The organism is Xanthomonas sp. NCPPB 3582 (assembly GCF_041475735.2).
Lineage (GTDB): Bacteria > Pseudomonadota > Gammaproteobacteria > Xanthomonadales > Xanthomonadaceae > Xanthomonas > Xanthomonas codiaei.
This window is the reverse complement of sequence record NZ_CM192968.1, coordinates 1,554,923-1,575,026: the sequence shown is the minus strand read 5'-3', so window position 1 is coordinate 1,575,026 and position 20,104 is coordinate 1,554,923. Positions and strand designations below refer to the sequence as shown.

Below are 20,104 nucleotides of genomic sequence, written 5' to 3'. Positions count from 1 at the left end.
TTCCTTCGCCGTGCCAGCGCTGCCGCTACAACGCTGTAGCGCGCACGTCGAGCGGTAATGTCTACCCATCCTCGCGCAGCCGAGCGCGCCGCAGCGCTTCGGCGATGGTGTCGGCGAGCATGTCTCCGGTCAGCGGCTTGCGCAGGAAACTATCGAAACCGGCTTGCTGCGCGGCCGGTTCGGCGGCTTCGTCCGAGCGCGCGGTCACTGCGATCAGCGGCATCTCGTAGCCGAATACGCGCAGTTGCCGCGCCAGTGCGAAGCCGTCCAGCCCGGGAAGATCCAGGTCCAGCAAGGCGACGTCGAAGCTGTTGTCGGCCGCCTCGGTCAACGCCGCCAGCCCGTGCGGTGCGTGCACCACCGAATGGCCCTGCGATCGCAACAGGCCCACGATGACCTCGGCAATGGTGGGGTCGTCTTCCACCAGCAGGATGCGCTGCGGCGCCAGCGCCGTCGCCGTCTGCGCCGCCTCAGCGAGCGGGGCGCTGGAGTTCACCCAGCGCAGCGGCAGGTCCACGATGAAGCGCGTGCCCGCACCGAGCCGGCTGATCACTTCGATATGCCCGCCCATCGCCAGGGCCAGTTCCTGGCAGATCGCCAGGCCCAAGCCGCTGCCGCCGTAGCGCGAGGTGGTCTTGGCCCCGTCGCCCTGTTCGAAGCGCTGGAACAGCCGCGCCTTCTGGTCGGCATTGATGCCCGGGCCGGTATCGGCCACCTCGAAGCGCAGGCCCTGGTACGAGCCCAGCGTGGTCAGCTTGAGCCCCACCACGCCGCGCTCGGTGAACTTGATCGCATTGCTGAGCAGGTTGAGCAGGATCTGCCGGATGCGGGTGGGATCGCCGCTGGCGGTGATATCGCCCAACAGGCCCACTTCCAGGCTGAAACGCAGGCCGCGTTCCTGTGCCAGCGGCGCCATCAGGCTTTCCACTTCGGCCACCAGCTGGCGCACCGAGAACGGCTGCAGGTCCAGTTCCAGGCGTCCGGATTCGATTCGCGCCAGATCCAGCGCGTCGTTGACCAGCCGCAGCAGGTGCGCGCCGGCACGGCGGATCGATTCGGTGTAGCTGCGTTGCCTGGTGTCCAGCGCGGTCTTGAGCAACAACTCGCTCATGCCCAGCACGCCGGTCATCGGCGTGCGCACTTCATGGCCGAGCGTGGCCAGGAAGCGCGTCTTGGCCAGCGAGGCCTGCTCGGCCAGCTCCTGCTTGTGCACCGCCAGCTGCCAGGCACTCAAGCGGCGCAGGCGACGGCGGTACAGCAACACCGCCCCGGTGACGATGCACAGCACCAGCAAGCCCAAGGCCGCCAGGCCCCATGGCGATAGCCACCACGGCGGCATGACCTGGAACCGCAGGCTCTGGCTGGCCGACCAGATACCGTCGGCCGTGCGGCCCTGCACCTCGAGCACGTAATGCCCGGCAGGCAGCCGCGAGAACAGCCGCTCGCCGCTGGGGCCGACATCGATCCAGTCCGGGTCGTAGCCGCTGAGGCGAAAGCGGTAGCTGGTGGATTCGGGATTGGTGAAGGTCGGCATGCGCGCCACGATGTGCAGGTCGCGGTCGCCGTCCTGTATCTGCAGCGGCGCGGCGCCGGTGACATCCAGCCCACGCTCGCCACGCCGCAGCCCTACCCGTTCGATCAACAACTGCGGCCGGCGCAGATTGGGGCGCATCGTGGACGGATCGAACACCACCACGCCATCGGACGTGCCACCCAGTATCTGCCCGCCGCTTGCCTGCACCAGCGAGGCCACCTGCATGGGCGAGCTGGGCAGCCCATCGTGCACGTTGTACACGCGCACCAGCTTGCTGCCGGGATCGACACGGATCAGTCCACGATGACTGGAGACCCAGGCCACGCCACCGGCGTCGACCACCATGCCGGTCGGCGCCACCTTGGGAAACTCCTGCTCCTTGCCCACCGTATCCAGATGCTTGAGCTGCGCGCCATCCCACAGATACCGCCGCAACTCGCCCGCCAGCCCCACCCAGACGATGCCGCCATCTCTCAGGCGGAACACATACGTCGGCAGATCAGCGGCGCCGGGAACCGCGACGAACCGGTCGGCCTGCGGGTCCCAGCGCCACAGTCCGGCGTTGTTGCTCAGCCAGATCTGCCCATCCGGTCCCATCCGCATGTCCAGCACGCTCAGCGCCTTCAGGCCGTGGCTTGCATAGTCGATGGTCCTGAGCAGTTGCCCCTGGCCGCTCCACAGCTGAATGCCCTGGGTCATCAGCGCGACCCAGATGCGCCCTTGCGCATCTTCGGCCATCCGGCCCGGCCTGCCCGCATTGTCGGGATCGGCCGCCGGATCGACACTCTGCAACAGCGGCCAGCGCTCGAGCTGGCGTGTGTGCGGGTCGTACCGCACCAGCGTTCCCTGGACGCCGATCCAGACCACACCCTGGCTGCTTTCGAACACGGTGTCGGGGATGCGCACCGGATCGATATTGGGCAGATGCAGCTTGACCCGCCCGGTCGCCGGATCGAAGTATTCCAGCGCGCTATGCGAGCCTGCCACCCAGACACCACCTGCGGCCGATGGCGCTGTGGCGGTAATCGACGCGTTGGTCGGCGACTGCGCGTCATCCTTGTGATGCGAGAACACCGCAAAGGTGTCCCACCGCGGCGGCAGATGCCACAGACCGCCCTCAAGGCTGGCGAACCACAGCCCGCCCTCGCGATCCTGATAGGAGGTGATCCAGTTCCGGTTGACCAGGCCGTGCGCCGATGCACTGTAGGTCGGCACCTTGCCGACGGACGACCCGTCGGGGCTGATGCCCAGGCCAGCGTCGATGTCCAGCCAGTAGCGCCCGCGTCGATCGCGCAGCAGCACGCTCCTGACCTGCGGCTCGGTCGCAGCGCTCTGCCATGGGCGCGTGATGGATCGCCCGGCGGTATCGAGCCGGAATGCATGACCGGCCAGGTCGCCAACCCATAGCACCTTGCCGCCCGGTTCCATGTAGAGCCTGTTGACGGCCTGCTCTGCCACCGGAAGCGGCACACGCTGCATGCGTTGACCGTCCCAGTGCACGAGTCCACCCCAGGTGCCGATCCACATCGAGCCGTCAGCGGCGGCTTCGAAACCCACCACGCTGTCGGATGGCAGTCGGTGCGGCTCACTGGCGGCTGTGGAAAAGTGCTGCATGCGCCCGCCTGGCCGATAGCGGTATACGCCCTGCTTGGCGGTGCCGATCCACAGAGCGCCATCCGAGGCCGTTGCCAATGTCCACACCATGGCATCGCGCAGTTCCGGAAACTGCGGATCTTCCAGCCGCTGGAAGTTGCGCGTCCTTGCGTCCAGGAAGCCGACGCCTCCGTCCTCGAAGCCCAGCCATACGCGATCTTCGGCATCCACGCAGATGCCCCAGATCACGTTGCTGGTCAGGCCATCCTCCATCCGCCAGATGCGGTAGTTGCGGCCATCGAACCGGGCCAGCCCGTCATCGCTGGCGATCCACAGGTAGCCCTGCTTGTCCTCGGCGAAATCATTGACCGTGTCGGAGGGAAGTCCGTCGGCAATCGTCAACTGGGTGGGCACCGGCGTGGCCGGGGTACGCGCCTGCACCGGAAGCACGGCCAGACACAGGCACAACCAGAGCGCAGCAAGCAGCCAATGGGCAAGGCGGGTCAGGAGGCGCACCGGATCAGTTTCACGACAAGTGGGCGCATAGTGCGGGCCACGCGCGGTGCGGGCAAGCCCGGGCGTGCCACCGCCGACCCGGCGTGTCTGCACGATCCGACCGCTCACCTCGGGTATGACGCTGCCGGACGGCCAGGCGCCACCAGCCGGCCACACCCGCCCGCCATGCACTGCGCTGCACCCGGCCTGACACCGCGCGGCGCCGGGCGCTAGCCGCCGCACACTGCAGCGCCCTACAGCCGACCGTTGCCCAAGGCAGGGGGCGGCGCCATCACGGGCACAACCAACGCCGGTCGCTACGCTTTCAGCTACATGCCATCGCGCGGCTCTGCCTTGCGCAATGCCTCGGCAATGATGTCGGCGAGCATGTCCCCGGTCAGCGGCTTGCGCAGGAAACTGTCGAAACCGGCTTGCTGCGCGGCCGGTTCGGCGGCTTCGTCCGAGCGCGCGGTCACTGCGATCAGCGGCATCTCGTAGCCGAACACGCGCAATTGCCGTGCCAGTGCGAAGCCGTCCAGCCCGGGAAGATCCAGGTCCAGCAAGGCGACGTCGAAGCTGTTGTCGGCCGCCTCGGTCAACGCCGCCAGCCCGTGCGGTGCGTGCACCACCGAATGGCCCTGCGATCGCAACAGGCCCACGATGACCTCGGCAATGGTGGGGTCGTCTTCCACCAGCAGGATGCGCTGCGGCGCCAGCGCCGTCGCCGTCTGCGCCGCCTCAGCGAGCGGGGCGCTGGAGTTCACCCAGCGCAGCGGCAGGTCCACGATGAAGCGCGTACCCGCACCGAGCCGGCTGATCACTTCGATATGCCCGCCCATCGCCAGGGCCAGTTCCTGGCAGATCGCCAGGCCCAAGCCGCTGCCGCCGTAGCGCGAGGTGGTCTTGGCCCCGTCGCCCTGTTCGAAGCGCTGGAACAGCCGCGCCTTCTGGTCGGCATTGATGCCCGGGCCGGTATCGGCCACCTCGAAGCGCAGGCCCTGATACGAGCCCAGCGTGGTCAGCTTGAGCCCCACCACGCCGCGTTCGGTGAACTTGATCGCATTGCTGAGCAGGTTGAGCAGGATCTGCCGGATGCGGGTGGGATCGCCGCTGGCGGTGATATCGCCCAACAAGCCCACTTCCAGGCTGAAACGCAGGCCGCGTTCCTGTGCCAGCGGCGCCATCAGGCTTTCCACTTCGGCCACCAGCTGGCGCACCGAGAACGGCTGCAGGTCCAGTTCCAGGCGTCCGGATTCGATCCGCGCCAGGTCCAGCGCGTCGTTGACCAGCCGCAGCAGGTGCGCGCCGGCACGGCGGATCGATTCGGTGTAGCTGCGTTGCCTGGTGTCCAGCGCGGTCTTGAGCAACAACTCGCTCATGCCCAGCACGCCGGTCATCGGTGTGCGTACTTCATGGCCGAGCGTGGCCAGGAAACGCGTCTTGGCCAGCGAGGCCTGCTCGGCCAGCTCCTGCTTGTGCACCGCCAGCTGCCAGGCGCTCAAGCGGCGCAGGCGACGGCGGTACAGCAACACTGCCCCGGTGACGATGCACAGCACCAGCAAGCCCAAGGCCGCCAGGCCCCATGGCGACAACCACCACGGCGGCAGGACCTGGAAGCGCAGGCTCTGGCTGGCCGACCAGATACCGTCGGCCGTGCGCCCCTGCACCTCGAGCACGTAATGGCCGGCAGGCAGGCGCGAGAACAGCCGCTCGCCGCTGGGGCCGACATCGATCCAGTCCGGGTCGTAGCCGCTGAGGCGGAAGCGGTAGCTATTGGACTCGGAGTCGGCAAAGCTCAGCAGACGCGCGACGATATGCAGATCGCGATCGCCATCGCGCACCACCAGCGGCTGCACATGACTGACGTCCAGCCCACGCTCGCCACGCCGTAGCCCCACCCGCTCGATCACCAACGGCACACGATGATCGTTGGGCTTGAGTTCGGCGGGATCGAAGACCACCAGGCCGTCGGGCGTGGCGCCGACGATCATGCCCTTGGACGATTGCACCAGCGAGCGTGCCACGAACTGCGGATTGGGCAAGCCGTCATGCACGCCGAAGACCCGCACCCCGCGCGTGGCCGGATCCACGCGGATCAGGCCGCGCATGCTCGACAGCCAGGCCACGCCATCGCCATCGATCACCAGCCCTTGCGGCGCCAACGCCGGAAATTGCTGCTCGGTGCCCACCGTGTCCAGATGCTGCAGGCGGCCGTTCTTCCACAGGTACCGATGCAGCTTGCCCAACCCGGCGAACCAGGCCACGCCACTGTCGCTGAAGCGGAAGGTGAAGATCTGCTCCCGCGGCGCCCCGGCGATCGCCTCGAATCTTTCGCTGGTGGCATTCCAGCGTTGCAGGCCACGGCTTCCTGCCAACCACAGCGCGCCATCCGGGCCGTTCTGCAGATCGTGCACGACCATGTCGCGCTCCAGCCCATGGCTGCCGCGGAACACCCTGCGCAGCAGCCTGCCCTCTTCGTCGCGTTCCTGCAGCCCGGTGGTGGTGCGCACCCAGATGTGTCCGTCGGCTGTCTGCTGCAGCGCCTCCATCGCGGCATCCTGTGTTTCATCCTGGCCGTCGGCCCGCGCTTGCTCGTCGGCCATCTTCCAGCGGCGCAGCGCGCCATTGGCCGGGTCGTAGCGCACCAGCTCGCCGAAATGCCCCACCCAGACCCGGCCCTTGCGATCTTCGAGCACGCTGTAGGACCAGCTGCTCACCCCCAGGCTCGGCAATACCCGCTCCAGCTTGCCGACGGCCGGATCGACCCGCTCGAGCGCGCCGGCGGTGCCCACCAGCCAGAAGCGTCCATCGCGCGATTCGGCAGTGGCCTGGATGGCCAGGTTGCCGCCATGCTGGCCGTCTTCCTTGGAATTGAAGACCACCGCGAAGCGGCGCCAGTTCGACGGCAAATGCCAGAGCCCGCCATTGGGACTGGCGAACCACACTCCGCCTTCGCGATCCTGGTAGGCCGACTCCCAGTTGGGGCGGATGCGGCCATGCGCAGACAGGCTGTACAGCGGCACGTTGCTCACCTCATCGCCGATGGCGTGGCCCAGCCCGTCCAGCGTATCCAGCCAATAGCTGCCATCGTGGTCGCGCAGCAGCACGCCCAGCACCGGGAATTCGGCCGACACCTTCCAGTGATGCGGGCGCACGTTGCCCTCGGCATCGCGACGGAACAGATGATCGTCGCTGGTGCCGATCCACACGCTGCCATCGGGATCGGCGGTGAGCCGGGTGATGATCTGCGACGTTGGCGAAGGAAACGCCTGTCGCTCGAAGTCCTTGCCGTTCCAGTGCGCAGCGCCGTCGGCGGTCCCCACCCACAGCGTGTCGTGGCGATCGACCTCCAGCCGGTAGATCGCGTTGTCGGGCAGGCTACGCGGGTCGTCGGCGCGATGCACGAAATGCTCCAGCGTGCCGTCCGGCCGCAGCCGATACAGTCCGCTGCTTTCGGTGCCGAACCAGATGCTGCCGTCTTCGGTGGACTCGATGTTCCAAATCGCCGCACCGCGCAGCGCGGGATACCGCGTGCTGTCGTAGAAGGTGAAGCGATGCCGCGAGGTGTCCAGCATCGCCAGCCCCGCCATGCCGGTACCCACCCAGACCCGATTGCGCTTGTCGACATGGACCGCCCAGGCCTGGTTGTCGCGCAACCCGTCCTCGATGCGCCAGATGCGGAAGTTGCGGCCGTCGTAGCGCGCCAGCCCATCGCTGCTGGCCAGCCACAGATAGCCATTGGCATCTTCGTCGAAGCCGTACACCACGTTGGACGGCAATCCGTCGGCCACGGTCAGTTGCCGCGGCTGCGGCAGCACCGGCACACCGGCACAGGCCGACATCGGCCAGGCGACCGCGGCCGTCAGGCACACCCACAGCATGCACCTGAGCAGCGACATGATCGCCGGCACGCGGCAGCAGAGACGGATTGGTTGCAACATGCACCCTTGTTCCCTTTCGACGCATAGTGCGGACCGCGCTGCATGCTGGCAACACGCAGTGAGCTGGTGCATCGCCGGCACTGTCCTGCGTTGCGTGCAACGGCTGCGGCCGGCCATCGGCTGCTCGCCAGCTACGCGGGCACGGTGCGTTGCAGGCAGCATCAGCCCGGCAAGGGAATCGACTGCGCGCGTGCGCGCGCCATGCGTGCGGCGGCAATCGCCTCCAGCAGCATGTCGGCGGTTACCGGCTTGCGCAGAAAACCGTCGAACCCGGCGCTGTGCGCCTGCGTCTCGGCGTCGCGATCGGCGCGTGCGGTGACCGCCAGCAACGGGAAGCCATGACCGAGCCGGCGCAACTGCGATGCCAGCGCAAAACCGTCCAGCCCCGGCAGATCCAGATCCAGCAGTGCCACATCGAAACCGCCATCGACCGCCTCGGACAGCGCCGCCAGGCCATGCGTGGCGTGCACCACGCGATGGCCGCACCCGCTCAACAGCCCGCTGATCACTTCGGCCACGGTCGGGTCGTCTTCCACCAGCAGGATGCGCAGCGGCTCGCCAGCCAGGGTGCGCGCCTGGCCGGCAGCGGCGCGCGGGGTCGAACGGTCGATCGGCAGCGGCAGGTCCACGGTGAACTGGGTGCCCACCCCCAGCCGGCTACGTACGCGGATCCGGCCCTTCATCGCCACCGTCAGTTCCTGGCAGATCGCCAGCCCCAGCCCGCTGCCGCCGTAGCGCGAACTGGTGCGCGCGCCCTCGCCCTGTTCGAAGCGCTGAAACAGTCGCTTCTGCTGCTCGGGCCCGATCCCGGGACCGGAATCGCGCACCTTGAAACGCAGGAACTCGCCACGCTTCGCAACCGCCAGCCCCACCTCGCCACGCTCGGCGAACTTGATCGCGTTACCCAGCAGGTTGATCAGGATCTGGCGCACCCGCGTGGCATCGCCCACCACCATCAGCCCGGCGGGCAGCTGGTTGCGGTAGCGGAACAGCAGCCCGCGCGCCTCGACGATGGGGTGCATGAAATCGGCCAATTCCTGGGTCAGCTGCGATGGATCGAACGGCTGCTGCACCAGCTCCAGCTTGCCGGCCTCGATGCGCGCCAGATCCAGCGCATCGTTGACCAGGCGCAGCAGATGCGCTCCGGCCTTGCGGATCGCATCGACGTGGCTGCGCTGCCTGGCGTCCAGCGGCGTGGCCAGCAACAGTTCGCTCATGCCCAATACACCGGTCATCGGCGTACGCACCTCATGGCCGAGGGTGGCCAGGAAGTGCGACTTGGCAACCGAAGCCTGCTCGGCCAGCTGTTGACGCTGCCGTGCCAGCACCCATTCCTGCTGGCGCCGCACCCGCCGACGCCATCCCCACACGCCAAGGCAGCACAGCAACACGCACAGCAGCACCGCTGCCAGCTGGGTGGGCGCACTCGACCACCACGGCGGCCGCACCTCCAGCTGCAACGCAGGAGCGGCGATCCACTCGCCATCGCCGGCGCGCGCCTGCACTTCGATGCGGTAATCGCCCTGCGGCAGCCGCGAAATGACCCGTTCGCCGGTGGCGCCCTGTTCCACCCAGCGCTCATCGTAGCCCTCCACCCGGTAGCGGTAATGGGTTGCCGCAGGATCGACGAAGGACAGCAATCGCGCACTGATGCGCAAGTCGCGGTCGCGCGCCTGCAGCACGATCGGCTGCTTGTGCGCAATCGGCTGCGGCCGCTCCGCGTCATTGCGGCGGACCTGCACCGATTCGATCACCAACCGTGCCACCGGCGCCGGGGAAAACGGCCGCGCTGGATCGAACAGCACGATGCCGCTGGTGGTCAGCGCCAGCACCTGTCCACTGGGGCCGGTGACCGGAGGGCGCATCGAAAACTCGCTGTCGGGCAGACCGTCGCGCTGGCCGAACAGGCGCACCTGCGGCTGACCCCGTTTGTAGGCGAACAGGCCACGCGAGGTGGTCGCCCACACGGTGTCCGTGCCGCCCAGCGCCAGGCCACGGATTTCGGTCGACGGCAGGCCATGCTCGCGCCCCACGCGTTCCAGCCGCTGCGCCTGCTGCCCGTCCCAGCGGTAGCGTTCCAATGCCCCGGAGCGCCCGACCCAGAATTCGCGCGGCGACACGAACGCCAGCGCATAGACTTCGGACGCGTCGCCATCGATCACCCGGCGGAAGCGCTCGCCCTGCCAGACCCACAAGCCATCGCCAGCGGCCACCCACGCCGAACCGTCCGGACGGATGAGCAGCTGTTGCACCATGCCGCCCACCTCGCTGAGGTCGCTGCCGAAGCGGAAGGTGGCCAGCAGGCGGCCGTCTGCCGCGCGCCGCTGCACCCCGCCTTCCACGATCGACAGCCAGAACTCGCCATCGACGCCGGGCGCCATCAGTTCCACCCGATGGGTGTCGGAGGTTTCGAATCCCATCGCGAGCCTGCGTTTTCGCCCGGTCCTGGGGTGATACAGGGTGACGCCGTCGCGCAGCGCGACCCACAGCGCACCATCGCCGGCCGGCAGCACCGACTGCACGGTTCCGCCACCGAGCACATCGCTATGCAACACGGGCAGCACCTCGCCCTGGTCGCCGACCCGATACACCCCTTCGCCGGTGGTCACCAGGAAGCTGTCGCCGTCGGCGGCCGCGTTCACCAGATACAGGCCTTCCAGCTGCTTGCCCTGGGTCTCGAAGATGGTGGAAAAGCGCCGCCAGTCCGGCGGCAGGTAGGCCACGCCCTGCGAAATCAGTCCCAGCCAGAGCCCGCCCTGGCGGTCCTGCATGACATCGAGCACCCCGCTGTGCGCAGTCAGAAAGCCGCTGCCACGGTCGCCCTCCATGACGCGCAGCGCGCGCTCGCCAGGCGCAACGCGGAAAAACCCGTCGGCCGCCCCCACCCAATAGCCGCCGTGCACATCGTGCACCACGGTGCCGGCACGCACGCTGGACGCCCCCGCCCAGGGCGCGGGCTCGAGCACGCCGTCCGCTGTCACCCGGTACAAGCCCTTGGCGCTGCCCACCCACAGCGTGCCGTCGTCATCCTTGCTCAACTTCACCACCGTCGTGCTCAGGCGGTCTGGCGCAATACGCACGAACCGTTCGCCATCGCGCATCACCAGGCCGCTTGCGGTACCGATCCATAACCGGCCACGCGCATCGACCAGCATGCTCAAGATGGTGTCGCTGGGAAGCCCGTCCGGCGCATCGGGAGTGGCACGGAAGACCGTGACCCGGCCATCCTCCTCGCGGCGGCACAGGCCACCGCCACTGCTTCCGATCCAGATCGCGCCCTGTGCCTGCGCCAATGCCCAGACCTGCCCGGCGCAGGCGTTGGCCACGGCGGGAAAGGTCGTAAAGCCGGTGCGCTCGGCGTCGAGCATGCTCAGCGGCGAGCCGTTGACGCCCAGCCAGACCCGGTCGCGATCGTCGACCAGCAGGGTTTCCACTTCGTTGCCGGGTATCGAGCGCGCGGTCTGCGGGTCGTGCTGCCACACCTGCAGGCCGATGCCGTCGTAGCGCGCCAGCCCGTCGCTGGTGGCCGCCCAGACATAGCCCTGCCGGTCCTGGGCCAAGGCCAGCACCATGCGCGAAGGCAGCCCCTCGGCCGGGCCGAAGCGACGCATCCGTGGCGTCTCGATCTGGTTCACCGCCATCGCGTCCATGCCGATCGACAGCAGCACGGACGCAAGCGCGCACAGCACTCGAATGTTCATTGTCATCCCTGTCCCGGCCACCTGCGCGATCGCGCACTCCCCGGCCGGACTGCACTGTACCTGCTTCGGTATGCGCGGTGACTACCCGGCAGCGCCACCGTCCGACGCATCCGCCGCCTCGGCGAGCGCCCGCGCCAGCGCGGTGGCCAACAAGTCCCCAGTGACCGGCTTGCGCAGGAAGCCGTTGCAGCCGGCCGCCATCGCCTGCGGCTCGGCATCGGCGTCGGCCCGCGCGGTCACCGCCACGATCGGGAAGCGCACCCCACGCGCGCGCATCTGCGCCACCAGCGCGGCCCCGTCGATACCGGGCAGGTCCAGATCGCACAAGCCCGCATCGAAGCTGCGCATGCTCACCTCCGCCAGGGCCGCCAGACCGTGCATCACATGCGTCACCGCGTGCCCGCGCGCCTGCAGCAGGCCCACGATCACCTGCGCCACCGTCGGGTCGTCCTCGATCAGCAACAGCTGCAGGGACGCCTGCTGCAGCGGCAGCACCGCACGTGCCGCGTCCTGCGCCCCTACAGGCAGCGTGGTCACCCACGGCAACGGCAGCTCCACCACGAAACACGCGCCCTGCCCCAACTCGCTGCTGACGCTCACCGCCCCGCCCATCGCCGCGGCCAGTTCGCGGCAGATGGCCAGTCCCAGTCCACTGCCGCCATGCCGCGCATGGGTGAGCGCCCCTTCGGCCTGCTCGAAGCGCTGGAACAGCCGCCCACGCTGCTCGGCGCTCATGCCCGGGCCGGTATCGCGCACCTCCACCCGGATGCCTTGCCCGGGGCGATGCGGCACGCCGGACACACGCAGCTGCACGCTGCCCCGCTCGGTGAACTTGACCGCGTTGAACAGCAGATTGAGCAGGATCTGCTGTACCCGGCTGGCATCGCCATGCAGCGCCGGCGGCAGCGCATCGTCCAGCTCGCAGGCGAACTCCAGCTGCTTCTGTTCGGCACTGGGACGCACCAGCTCCACCACCTGCCGGATCAACTGGCGCAGATCGAAATCGCGATAGTCCAGTGGCAGCTTGCCGGCTTCGATCCGGGCCAGATCCAGCGCATCGTTGACCAGCCGCAGCAAGTGCTTGCCGGCCGATTGGATCGCCCCGGCATAGCCCTGCTGCCGTTCGTCCAACCGCGTCTGCAACAACAGTTCGCTCATGCCCAGCACGCCGGTCATCGGTGTGCGGACCTCGTGTCCCAGCGTCGCCAGAAAGCGCGTCTTGGCCAACGACGCCTGCTCGGCCAGTTCGCGTTTGTGCTGGGCCAGCTGCCACTGCGCGCGCATGCGAACACGGCGGCGATAGGCGGCGGCGACCAGCGCGGCCAGCAGCAATCCGGACAGGCAGATCAGCGCGATGCCGACATCGCTGCGCCACCACGGAGGGCGGACCGAGAACTGCAGGCGACGCAGCTGCGAACGATTGCCCAGCGGGTCTACGCCCTGCAATGCGAGCTCATAGTTGCCAGGCGGCAGACTGGCGAATTCCCGGACCCCGGTATTGCCGGAGGTCTGCCATTCCGTGTCGAAGCCTTTGAGGAAGCTGCGGTACCGGTTGGACACCGGATCGGTGTACGACAGCAACCGGCTGACGACCTGCAATTGCCGGTCTCCCGGCCCCAGCTGGAACGGGCGATCCATCGGCAATGCGATACGGCTGCCGTTGCGGAGCACGCTGACGCGTTCCAGTTGCAGCGCCGGCACCACCGGTACGCTGTCGGGCATGGCGGTGTCCAGCAGAACCGTCGCACCATCGCTGGTCGCGCCGATCAGGGTGTCGCCGGCCATCAGCAGGCAATGCTGGATGAACTCCTGGCTGGTCAGGCCATCGCGCGTACCGATCGTGCGCACCCGCGCCGGGGTCACCGACGCGTCGATGCGCCACAGTCCGCGCAGGCTGGAGATCCACACCCGGCCGCGTGGATCGATCTGCATCGCGGACGCATCGAACCCGGCCAGCCCCTCGCCCTCCCCGATGCGCTGCACGCGCTTCCAGCGCCCGTCGATCAGTTTCCAGTGCTCTGCGCCGGTCGCACGGTACGCCCAGAACGCCTGCCGCGATTGACTGGCAAATGCCTGGATCTGCGCGCCTTCCAGACCCGCCACCGGCACGAAGCGCTGCGCCGCCGCGTCCCAGGCAAACATGCCACCTTCGCCTGCAGCCCAGACGCGCCCATCCGGGCCCTGCGCCAGCTGCCGCACGTCGATGTCGCGCAGTCCATGCAGCGCTTGCGAGGTAATGCGCTGCAGCACCCGTCCGCTGCGCAGATCGCGTTGCTGGACCATATCGATGAAGGCCATCCAGACGGTATCGCCGTCTTCGACGATCCATTCCGGCGGCGAGAGCGAGGAGGCCGGTTCGGGGCCATCGGATGGCCAGTGAATGAGCTCGCCGGTGCGCAGATCGATGCGCGACAGGCTGAAACTGAGGTTGCCCAGCCATACGCGTTGCAGGCGATCCTCCAGCGCCGACACCAGCTCCATCCCCTTCAGATGCGGCGACTGCAGACCGGTCCGGAACGTGTCGCCGGTGGCCAGGTCCACGCGCAGCAAACGACCCTCCGCATCCGTCTGCCACAGCCCGCCGGAGCGGGCCGCCGGCGCCAGGTTGCAATAGATCGCATCGCCAGACGGCGCAGCGGGCTTGATCACCGCCGTGCGCTTCCAGTCCGCAGGCAGATAGCCAAGCCCGGTCCCGTGCATCGGGACCCACAATCCCCCGTCGGCCGCTCTCAGCAAGCCGATGACGTTGCGCCGCGACAGCGGCCCTTCGCCATTGAAGGCAGGTACCGGCGGCCGGGTGCCACGGGTACGCCACAAGCCACGCCCGCTGCCCAGCCAGAACTCGCCGTCCGGGGCAGCGACCGCACTCCACAGTTCGTTGCCGACGCCGAACATGCCGGACCAGGACAACGGCTGCCACTGCTCGCCAGGGCCGCGCACATGCAGTCCCGAATCGCTGCCCAGCCACAGGCGATCGCCAGTCCACTGCAGACCGAAGATGGCCGCTTGCGGATTCTCCTCGCCCGGGATGTACTCGCGGTGCAGCCGCTTTCCGTCGTAGTAGGCCAGTCCATTGCTGGTCCCGATCCACAAGCGATGGCTGGCATCGACGGCCAGGTTCATCACCATGGCCTGATCGAGCTCGCCCTCGACCGAGCCCAGGTCGATCGACGACATGACATCATCGGCAGTGATACGTGCCAGCGCACCGGTCGTGGTCCCGACCCAGATATCGCCATCGAATTCGGCAATGCTGAAGATCTGGCCGTCCTTCAACAAGGGATAGGCGGCCGCCCGGTAATGCCGGAAACGGCTGCGGCTGGCGTCCATGACGCTCAACGTCTTGCCGCACCCGATCCAGAGCCGATCCAGCGCATCGATGTAGAGCGCCTGGATCGCATTGCACGGCAAGGATGCGGGATCGGCCGGATCGTGGCGCCAGGTCTTGAACCCGGCGCCGTCGTAGCGCACCAGGCCATCCATCGTGGCAAGCCATACGTAGCCTGCATGGTCCTGGCCGATCGCCACCACCATGGTCGACGGAAGACCATCGCCGGGGCCCAGGACCCGAAAACGCGGCACCTCCGGGATCCTGGCTGCACAGGGCAGCACACCCAGCAACAAGGCCACGACGACGATCAGCACACGCATGTGGGAATCCCTTCCACGTCCAGCCGGCATGCTCGCAACGGATCGTTGCGAGCGCAAGCCGAGCGCGTGCCGCCGGGATGTGTCTAGAATCCGCCCATGACGCCCCTTGCCCGCCTGTTGCTGCTTCCCGCCCTGGCCTTCACCAGCCTGGCCGCCACCGCCGCGCCGGTGCGCTATACGCTGGATCCGGTGCACACCCGGGTGCTGTTCGCGGTCGAACATGCCGGCTTTTCCAAGGCATTGGGCACGGTATCCGGCAGTACCGGCAGCCTGGTCTTCGACCCGGACGACTGGGCGTCGGCCCGGCTCGATGTCAGCGTGCCGCTGCAGCGCGCGGACCTGGGCGATGCCAAGTGGAACCAGGCCACCCTGGCACGCAACCTACTCGACGCCGAGCGCTTTCCCGACGCGCATTTCGTCTCCACGCGCGTGGAGGCCAGCGGCGAGAACCGCGCCAGGGTCACCGGCAACCTCACCCTGCGCGGCGTCACCCGCCCGGTCACCCTGGAGGTGACCCTCAACGCGCTCAAGCGCCATCCGCTGCCACCGTTTCGCCGCACCGCCGGGTTCTCCGCCACCGCCACGCTGAGCCGGGCCGAGTTCGGCATCGACGCATGGAAATCGATGATCGGCGATACGGTGGAAGTGCGCATCGAAGCCGAAGCGGTGCGCGAAGGCCGCGCCGACGACGAGGCAGCACCGCCGCACGCCGCACCCACCACGCCGGACGCCGCCGCCAGCCAGGAATCGGGAACATGAGCCTGAAGAATACCGACCGCTGGGGTGGCGTCAGCCAGGCCCTGCACTGGTTGATCGCGCTGCTGATCCTGGTATTGGGCATCGTCGGCCTGACCATGGGCGAGCTGCCCAAGACGCCGAAATATTTCTGGGTCTACACCGCACACAAATCGGTGGGGCTGACCGTGCTGGCGTTGGTCGTCGTGCGGCTGGGATGGCGGATCTATGCAGGCGCACCGCCACCGGTGTCCGGCACGCCGCGCTGGCAGGAGCGCATCGCCGCGCTCACCCACTGGCTGCTGTACGCGATGATCTTCGCCATGCCGCTGTCGGGCTGGCTGTACGACTCCACCAGCGGCCTGCGGCCGTTCCGCTGGTTCGGCCTGTTCGATGTGCCCAAGCTCAGCCCGCCGGACGAACAGCTGCGCGCCATCGCGCACTTCATCCACGAGTGGGGCTTCTGGCTGCTGATCGCCACGGTGCTGGCACATGCCGGCGCCGCCTTCTACCACCACCTGTTCCAGCGTGACGCCACCCTTGCGCGGATGTTGCCGCGCGGTTGGCTTTCCTCCAGACCCTAAGGATTTCCCATGTCGTCCAAGCTGTTCGCCTCTCCCATGCTGGTCGCCGCATCGCTGGTGGCCACCTTTGCAGCCGCGCCGGTGCTGGCCGCCGATTACGTGCAGGCCCCCGGCTCGACGCTGGTGTTCGCAAGCAAATACGACGGCGAAATGTTCACCGGCAAGTTCCCCGGCTTCGACACCACGCTGAGTTTCGATCCGGCCAACCTGGCTGGCGCCAAGCTCGATGTGCGCATTCCGCTGGCCAGCGCGGTCAGCGGCAACAACGACCGCGACTCGACCCTGCAGGGCCCGGACTTCTTCAATGTCGCCAAGTTCGCCACCGCACGCTACCGCGCCGACAAGTTCCGCGCCCTGGGCGGCAACCAGTACGCTGCCGACGGCACCCTGGAACTGCGCGGGGTCAGCAAGCCGGTCACGCTCACCTTCACCTGGACGCCAGGCGCGCAGCCGGTGCTGGCCGGCAAGGCGGTAGTGAAGCGGCTGGACTTCGGCGTGGGCGGCGGCGACTGGGCCGACACCAAGACCATCCCCAACGAAACCGCGATCAGCACCAAGGTCGTGTTGAAGGCGAAGTAACGCCACAGGCCGCAATCGGACGCGGCCACTGAGCGGCGGACTACCTCGTCGGGTCCGCCGCTTTTTTATGCCAGCAGTGCGGAATGACACCGCAAGACAGCTAGACTGGGGGCTGACTTCAAGGACGCGAACGATGCGCACACATGGAACGTTGACCCGCTGGAATGCCGAGCGAGGCTTTGGCTTCATCACTCCGGCGCGGCCAGGCGACGATGTGTTCGTGCATGTTTCCGCCTTCGGCCGCGGCACGCCGCCGCCGCGCATCGGCGAGCTGATCTCCTTCGAGACCGACGCCGGCCCTGACGGGCGCCTGCGCGCGGTGCGCATCACCCGCGCCGGTGCCCAGACCGGCAGGCACGCAGCTTCCGGCCATCGCCACGCACCGCGCACAGGGACCAGCAGCGGGTTCCGGCTCGGGGTCGGCAAGGTGGTAATGCTGATGCTGCTGACCGGTGGCGCCGCAGTCGCCTACCTGCAACGCGACGGCCTGAGCGCGGCGATGGCGCCCACCACCATCGCCGGACCAGCGCCGGCACCCCGGGTCGCCACGCCTGCTGCCACCCCGGCGCCACCCAGCTGCGATGGCCGTACCCAGTGTTCGCAAATGCGCTCCTGTGCCGATGCCACCTATGTGTTGCAGCACTGCCCCAATACCCAGATGGATGGCGACGGCGACGGGGTGCCCTGCGAGCAGCAGTGGTGCCGTTGAACTGAATTCAGCCGGTGCCATGGGCCTGGCAACGTAGCGCGGTCGGCAGAGCGTGGCGCGCGGTGGTCAGCCGTGGTGAGATGGCGCGCTCCGAACCGCGGCGTAGGAGAGGTTCGTGCCGATTCCGGGCACCGGCGGCGCCCCGCCTGGCGGTGAGCGCAGTCGTGCTGTTAGCTGCTCTCACGCGTCGCCTGCTGATATCGCGGACCCGCGCGGCGCAGCGCAGCAAGACGTATCGGGTCCCGCGCGAGGTAGGTGCTGGGCAAGGCGCGAGCCGGGGGTCTTCCAACCCCATCACCAACGCAGGCGAGCAGTGCCGGCTGCACGCTATCGCCCCACTACCCGTGCTGGTCGCGGCCTTGCTCCAGCCATGCACGCAGCAGGGAGCCATCGAACGGCCACGCCAGTTCGCGCCCGTGCGCATCCCGCAGCACCGGCACACGCTGGCCATAAGCGGACTCAAGCGAGGCATCGCCGTCGATGAACACGCTGCGGAAGTCGCCCGCACGCGCCTGCGCCAGCGCTTCGATGGCCTGGTCGCACAGGTGGCAGTCGTCGCGTTGGTACAGGGTCAGGGCCATGCCGGGTTCTCATGCTGCGCTGCAGCCTTGCCGCAAGCGCCGAACGACTAGAATAGCCGCCTTTACGCTCACCTCTCCGGCACGCATGGCTGTCAGCACGTTCGACCTGTTCAAGATCGGTATCGGTCCCAGTTCCTCCCACACCGTGGGGCCGATGCGTGCCGCCGAGCGCTTCGTGCACCGTTGGCTGCTCGACGCGGGCCGCCTGCACGAGGTGGTGCGCATCCGCGCCGAAGTGTTTGGCTCGCTGGCGCTCACCGGCCGCGGCCACGGGACCGACAAGGCGGTGCTGCTGGGGCTGGAAGGCCACCGCCCCAACCTGATCGACCCGGACATCATCCCCGCCGCGCTGGAGCGCATCCGCGCCAGCAAGCGCATCAATCTGATGGGCGAGCACGAGATTGGCTTCGACGAAAAACGCGACCTGCCGATGAACAAGCGGCAGAAGCTGCCGTACCACACCAACGGCATGCGTTTCACCGCCTACGATGCCCAAGACGCTGTGATCGCCACGCGCGACTACTACTCGGTCGGCGGCGGCTTCGTGGTCAACCAGGACGATGCCGCAGACGACCGCATCGTGGCCGACGAAACCCCGCTGCCGTATCCGTTCCTCAGCGGCGACGAACTGCTGGCGCAATGCGCGCGCAGCGGCTTGAGCATTGCTGCGCTGATGTTCGAGAACGAAAAGAGCTGGCGCAGCGAAGACGAGATCCGTCATGGCCTGCGCGAACTCTGGAATGCGATGCAGTCCTGCGTGGCGCGCGGCATCCGCGAGGAAGGCAACCTGCCCGGTGGCCTGAACGTCTCGCGGCGCGCACCGGCGCTGTACCGCGAGCTTTCGTCCAAGCCCGAAGCCGCGATGCGCGATCCGCTGACCACGCTGGACTGGGTCAACCTCTACGCGCTGGCGGTCAACGAGGAAAACGCCGCCGGCGGCCGCGTGGTCACTGCCCCCACCAACGGCGCGGCCGGCATCATCCCGGCGGTGCTGCATTACTTCGACCGTTTCTGCGCCGGCGCATCGGAGCAACGCATCTTCGACTTCCTGCTCACCGCCGCGGCGATCGGCATTCTCTACAAGGAAAACGCCTCGATCTCCGGCGCCGAAGTGGGCTGCCAGGGCGAGGTCGGCGTGGCCTGCTCGATGGCCGCCGGCGGCCTGGTTGCCGCGCTCGGCGGCAATCCGGGCCAGATCGAGAACGCTGCCGAAATCGGCATGGAGCACAACCTCGGCCTGACCTGCGACCCGATCGGCGGGCTGGTGCAGATTCCGTGCATCGAACGCAACGCGATGGGCGCGGTGAAGGCGATCAACGCCAGCCGCATGGCCATGCGCGGCGACGGCAAGCACAAGGTCTCGCTCGACAAGGTCATCAAGACCATGCGCGACACCGGCCGCGACATGCAGGACAAGTACAAGGAAACCAGCCGTGGCGGCCTGGCGGTGAACGTCATCGAGTGCTGAGCCAATCGTATGCGGGAGCGCTGGCTGGGCCGGCGCTCGCAGCGGCGACAGATGCGCGCCCTTCTCGATGCAAGAGAGACGCCAGACGCACGTGGACGCACTGCCCTCTTGCCGCAAGCAGCGGAGGGCGCGCCGAGTGCGAACGAGGAAAGCAGCTAGCGCGAACAGATGCACGGCCGTCTCCGCGAGCGGGGAAGGTGCGCGAAGTGCGGATGAATGAACGCACCAGGCGCAGAGAATGCCCTGCCTTGTCCCGCATGCGACAGAAGGCGCGCGAAACGCAAATGAGTGAACCCACCAGACGCGCAGAACGCTCTGCCCTTCTCCCGCGTGCGGGAGAAGGTGCGCCAAGCGCAAATGAGCGAACGCATCACGCGCAGAGAACGCTCTGCCCTTCTCCCGCGTGCGGGAGAAGGTGCGCGAAGCGCGGATGAGGGCAACAGGCATCGACGCACACACTGGAGTCGGATCACCACGCCATCGCCAGCAACGCACTGGCAGCGCCCGCCAAACCTCGCCCGGCTGTACACCCC

Annotated in this window: 10 protein-coding genes; 5 read left to right on the top strand and 5 right to left on the bottom strand. The window is 68.0% G+C overall.

Annotated elements, in window-relative coordinates; genetic code table 11:
* Positions 1–61: 61 nt before the first annotated feature.
* The 4 genes from ACCQ05_RS06540 to ACCQ05_RS06525 form a co-directional block, all read right to left on the bottom strand.
* The gene (locus tag ACCQ05_RS06540) at positions 62–3,568 is read right to left on the bottom strand and encodes a hybrid sensor histidine kinase/response regulator (RefSeq protein WP_372393965.1); all 3,507 of its coding nucleotides are present in this window, start codon (positions 3,566–3,568) and stop codon (positions 62–64) included.
* Between the two features lie 383 nt (positions 3,569–3,951).
* Positions 3,952–7,521, bottom strand: a complete 3,570-nt coding sequence (locus ACCQ05_RS06535) for a hybrid sensor histidine kinase/response regulator (RefSeq protein ID WP_372360358.1) — start codon at positions 7,519–7,521, stop codon at positions 3,952–3,954.
* Positions 7,522–7,724: 203 nt separating this feature from the next.
* Entirely contained in the window at positions 7,725–11,264 is a 3,540-nt protein-coding gene (locus ACCQ05_RS06530; protein WP_372360357.1) for a sensor histidine kinase, read from the bottom strand.
* Between the two features lie 81 nt (positions 11,265–11,345).
* Entirely contained in the window at positions 11,346–14,915 is a 3,570-nt protein-coding gene (locus ACCQ05_RS06525) for a hybrid sensor histidine kinase/response regulator (protein ID WP_228962981.1), read from the bottom strand.
* A gap of 96 nt (positions 14,916–15,011) precedes the next feature.
* Between ACCQ05_RS06525 and ACCQ05_RS06520 the strand changes: the two genes are divergently transcribed.
* The 4 genes from ACCQ05_RS06520 to ACCQ05_RS06505 all read left to right on the top strand — a co-directional run bounded on the left by ACCQ05_RS06520 (position 15,012) and on the right by ACCQ05_RS06505 (position 17,522).
* Positions 15,012–15,674, top strand: a complete 663-nt coding sequence (locus tag ACCQ05_RS06520; protein ID WP_372393289.1) for a YceI family protein — start codon at positions 15,012–15,014, stop codon at positions 15,672–15,674.
* A complete protein-coding gene (locus tag ACCQ05_RS06515) occupies positions 15,671–16,234 on the top strand; it encodes a cytochrome b (protein ID WP_372393288.1) in 564 nt (187 codons plus the stop codon). The genes ACCQ05_RS06520 and ACCQ05_RS06515 overlap by 4 nt, the downstream gene beginning before the upstream one ends.
* Positions 16,235–16,243: 9 nt before the next feature.
* Positions 16,244–16,813, top strand: coding sequence for a YceI family protein (locus ACCQ05_RS06510; RefSeq protein ID WP_372393286.1), 570 nt, complete (start codon positions 16,244–16,246; stop codon positions 16,811–16,813).
* Positions 16,814–16,946: 133 nt separating this feature from the next.
* Positions 16,947–17,522, top strand: coding sequence for an excalibur calcium-binding domain-containing protein (locus ACCQ05_RS06505; RefSeq protein WP_372393285.1), 576 nt, complete (start codon positions 16,947–16,949; stop codon positions 17,520–17,522).
* 338 nt (positions 17,523–17,860) lie between these two features.
* On the opposite strand, the gene ACCQ05_RS06500 is transcribed toward ACCQ05_RS06505, so the two are convergent.
* Positions 17,861–18,103: a glutaredoxin family protein gene (locus ACCQ05_RS06500; protein ID WP_372393284.1), complete on the bottom strand. Its 243-nt coding sequence runs from the start codon at positions 18,101–18,103 to the stop codon at positions 17,861–17,863.
* 85 nt (positions 18,104–18,188) lie between these two features.
* Between ACCQ05_RS06500 and ACCQ05_RS06495 the strand changes: the two genes are divergently transcribed.
* Positions 18,189–19,571 (top strand): L-serine ammonia-lyase, encoded by a 1,383-nt coding sequence (locus ACCQ05_RS06495; protein WP_228962975.1) that lies wholly within the window; start codon positions 18,189–18,191, stop codon positions 19,569–19,571.
* The last annotated feature ends 533 nt before the right edge of the window (positions 19,572–20,104 follow it).

Coding starts and splice junctions, on each gene's coding strand:
- ACCQ05_RS06510 (WP_372393286.1), top strand. CDS start 16,244: ATGTCGTCCAAGCTGTTCGCCTCTCCCATGCTGGTCGCCGCATCGCTG.
- ACCQ05_RS06515 (WP_372393288.1), top strand. CDS start 15,671: ATGAGCCTGAAGAATACCGACCGCTGGGGTGGCGTCAGCCAGGCCCTG.
- ACCQ05_RS06500 (WP_372393284.1), bottom strand. CDS start 18,103: ATGGCCCTGACCCTGTACCAACGCGACGACTGCCACCTGTGCGACCAG.
- ACCQ05_RS06530 (WP_372360357.1), bottom strand. CDS start 11,264: ATGAACATTCGAGTGCTGTGCGCGCTTGCGTCCGTGCTGCTGTCGATC.
- ACCQ05_RS06535 (WP_372360358.1), bottom strand. CDS start 7,521: ATGTCGCTGCTCAGGTGCATGCTGTGGGTGTGCCTGACGGCCGCGGTC.
- ACCQ05_RS06505 (WP_372393285.1), top strand. CDS start 16,947: ATGCGCACACATGGAACGTTGACCCGCTGGAATGCCGAGCGAGGCTTT.
- ACCQ05_RS06495 (WP_228962975.1), top strand. CDS start 18,189: ATGGCTGTCAGCACGTTCGACCTGTTCAAGATCGGTATCGGTCCCAGT.
- ACCQ05_RS06520 (WP_372393289.1), top strand. CDS start 15,012: ATGACGCCCCTTGCCCGCCTGTTGCTGCTTCCCGCCCTGGCCTTCACC.
- ACCQ05_RS06525 (WP_228962981.1), bottom strand. CDS start 14,915: ATGCGTGTGCTGATCGTCGTCGTGGCCTTGTTGCTGGGTGTGCTGCCC.